Source organism: Albidovulum sp., from assembly GCF_008933605.1.
Taxonomy (GTDB): Bacteria; Pseudomonadota; Alphaproteobacteria; order Rhodobacterales; family Rhodobacteraceae; genus Albidovulum.
On record NZ_WBUS01000251.1, the window covers coordinates 1 to 2,799 of the forward strand.

Here is a 2,799-nt window from a genome sequence, read left to right on the forward strand (position 1 = left end):
GGTCGGCCTCGAAGTGGAACTGCATGCCGTAGGCGGCGCGGCCGAGCCGGAAGGCCTGGTGCGCGACATCGCCGTTCTCGGCGAGATGGACCGCGCCCCCGGGCAGCGTGAAGGTGTCGCTGTGCCACTGGAACGTGCGGAACCGGTCACCGGCCGCGGCAAGGAGCGGGTCGGCGCGGCCTGCCGCCGTCGCGCGAACCTCGCGCCAGCCGAACTCGGGTGCGGCGCCGAGGAGGTTGGCGGCCCCGAAGCCGCGGGCGAGGATCTGCGATCCGAGGCAGATTCCGAGGACGGCGCGCCCGGCCTCCGCCCAGGTCCGCATCGTCCGGGCGAGGGCCGGGAGGTAGGGATGCGTGTCGTCGTCGATGGCCGACTGTTCGCCGCCCAGCACGACGAGCGCGTCCCCGGAGGCGAGGTCGCCGGGCAGGCGGCCGTCGATGCAGGGACGGTACATGACGATTTCCGCGCCGGCCTCGCGCAGCGCCACGCCGACCTGGCCGAGCGCGGTGTTGGCCATGTTCTCGACGACGGCGACGCGCATGGGGTCCTCTGGCGGTGACGAATCCGGGCCGCGATTGAGCATGGAAGCCGGCCCGCGCGCAAGAGAGCGGGGACGCCCGCAGATTGGGCCTTGCCATTCAGGCGCGCCCGTGAAACAGGGGAGCGCCAAACGAAAACTCCCCCCGAGAGGTGTCCAATGGAGATTCGCGAGGCGCTCACCTTCGATGACGTTCTGCTCGTTCCGGCCGCCTCCAGCGTGCTGCCGTCGGCCGCCGACACCTCGACCTTCGTGACGAAGTCGATCCGCATGAACATCCCGCTTCTCTCCTCGGCGATGGACACGGTCACCGAGGCGCGCATGGCCATCGCCATGGCGCAGGCAGGCGGGATCGGCGTCATCCACCGCAATCTGGGGATCGAGGAACAGGCGGCACAGGTGAGCCGCGTGAAACGGTTCGAAAGCGGCATCGTCTACAACCCGATCACGCTGACGCCCGACCAGACCCTGGCCGATGCCAAGGCGCTGCAGGAGCGGTACAACGTCACCGGTTTCCCTGTTGTGGACAATCATGGCCGGGTCGTTGGCATTGTCACCAACCGGGACATGCGGTTCGCCTCGGACGACAAGACGCCGGTGCGGGTGATGATGACGGCGGAGAACCTTGCCGTGCTCCATGAACCGGCCGATCTCGACGAGGCGAAGTCGCTGATGAAGGCGCGGCGGATCGAGAAGCTCCTGGTGACCGACGCGCAGGGCAAGCTGACCGGCCTCCTGACGCTCAAGGACACCGAGAAGGCGGTGCTCAACCCCCACGCCTGCAAGGACGAACTCGGGCGGCTGCGCGTGGCGGCCGCGTCGACGGTGGGCGACGAGGGCTTCGAGCGGAGCCGCGCGCTGATCGACGCGGGCGTCGACATGGTGGTGATCGACACCGCCCATGGCCACAGCGAGGGCGTGGCGAAGGCGGTGGAGCGGATCAAGGCCTTGTCGAACGCGGTGCAGGTGATCGCGGGCAACGTGGCGACGGCGGAAGCCACCCGGGCGCTGATCGCGGCCGGGGCGGACGCGGTGAAGGTCGGCATCGGCCCGGGCTCGATCTGCACCACGCGGATCGTCGCCGGCGTCGGCGTGCCGCAGCTGACCGCGATCATGGACGCGGCGGGGGCGGCGGGCGAGGTGCCGGTGATCGCCGACGGCGGCATCAAGTATTCGGGCGACTTCGCCAAGGCGATCGCGGCCGGCGCCTCCTGCGCCATGGTCGGCAGCGCCATCGCGGGGACGGACGAGAGCCCCGGGGAGGTGATCCTCTACCAGGGCCGGAGCTTCAAGTCCTACCGCGGCATGGGCTCCCTGGGCGCGATGGCGCGCGGCTCGGCCGACCGCTATTTCCAGAAGGACGCGGCCAGCGACAAGCTCGTCCCCGAGGGGATCGAGGGGCAGGTGCCCTACAAGGGCACGGCGCAGGCGGTGATCCACCAGCTTGTCGGCGGGCTCAGGGCGGCGATGGGCTATACCGGCAACGGCACCGTGGCGGAGATGCGGAGGAACTGCCGCTTCGTGAAGATCACCGGCGCGGGGCTGGCCGAAAGCCACGTCCACGACGTGCAGATCACCCGCGAAAGCCCGAATTACAGATTGGGGTGAGGCGCGGGCCGAGCTCCGCCCGGCGAAAACGCTCCGGTGGATCGTTTTCAGCGCCGAACGCTCGCCGCGCGAGCGGCGGGCCGGGAGGGGCGGATCAGGAAGCCTACTGGTGGACGGTTTTGCCGAGTGAGGCCGGAGAGCGCGCCCGGTTGCGCTCCGAACCCGCCAGGAATTTCGTGAGGTTTGCACCGAGGGCGGGCTGGAGATAGCCGTCCTCCTGCACGATCACGGCACGAGGCCCGAGGCCGGCGATCCGGGTGAAACCGGCGGTCGTGACCTTGAAGCCCTAGAACGGGTCGCCCTCGTGCGCGTCAAGGCCGGGCGACAGAACCAGCGTGTCGGCGCCGAAGGCGCGGATGCGGGAAAGCGCCGTGTCGAGTACATCCAGATATGCCACGGACTCGATCCGCGCCGGCTGTTCGGGTTTAGGCAGGCGGGGGCCGTTGGCCAGGAACATCCGCGGGTCATGCTTGCTGGCTGTCGTCTTGGACGGCTTTCATCCCGGTTTTCCGATGCGGTCGAGCGCCGCGCCCGCGACCAGCAGCGAGGTCTCGCCCGGGTGCGGGGCGAAGCCGAGCACGCGGTAGAAGGCCAGCGCGCGGGCGTTGTCCTCATAGACCGCAAGCCGGATGAACCCCGCGCCCCAGAGCGCC

2 protein-coding genes are annotated in these 2,799 nt (G+C 69.8%); one reads left to right on the forward strand and one right to left on the reverse strand.

From position 1 onward, the window contains the following. The coding region (locus F9K34_RS18345) for a type 1 glutamine amidotransferase (RefSeq protein WP_291338544.1) at positions 1-541 on the reverse strand (541 nt) is incomplete at its 3' end. A 156-nt stretch (positions 542-697) separates the two neighbouring features. Between F9K34_RS18345 and guaB the strand changes: the two genes are divergently transcribed. Continuing rightward, the gene (gene guaB, locus F9K34_RS18350; protein WP_291338545.1) at positions 698-2,146 is read left to right on the forward strand and encodes an IMP dehydrogenase; all 1,449 of its coding nucleotides are present in this window, start codon (positions 698-700) and stop codon (positions 2,144-2,146) included. Positions 2,147-2,799 lie beyond the last annotated feature (653 nt).

Bases quoted from the DNA above. Each gene is read 5' to 3' on its own strand.
- guaB (WP_291338545.1), top strand. From the start codon at position 698: ATGGAGATTCGCGAGGCGCTCACCTTCGATGACGTTCTGCTCGTTCCG.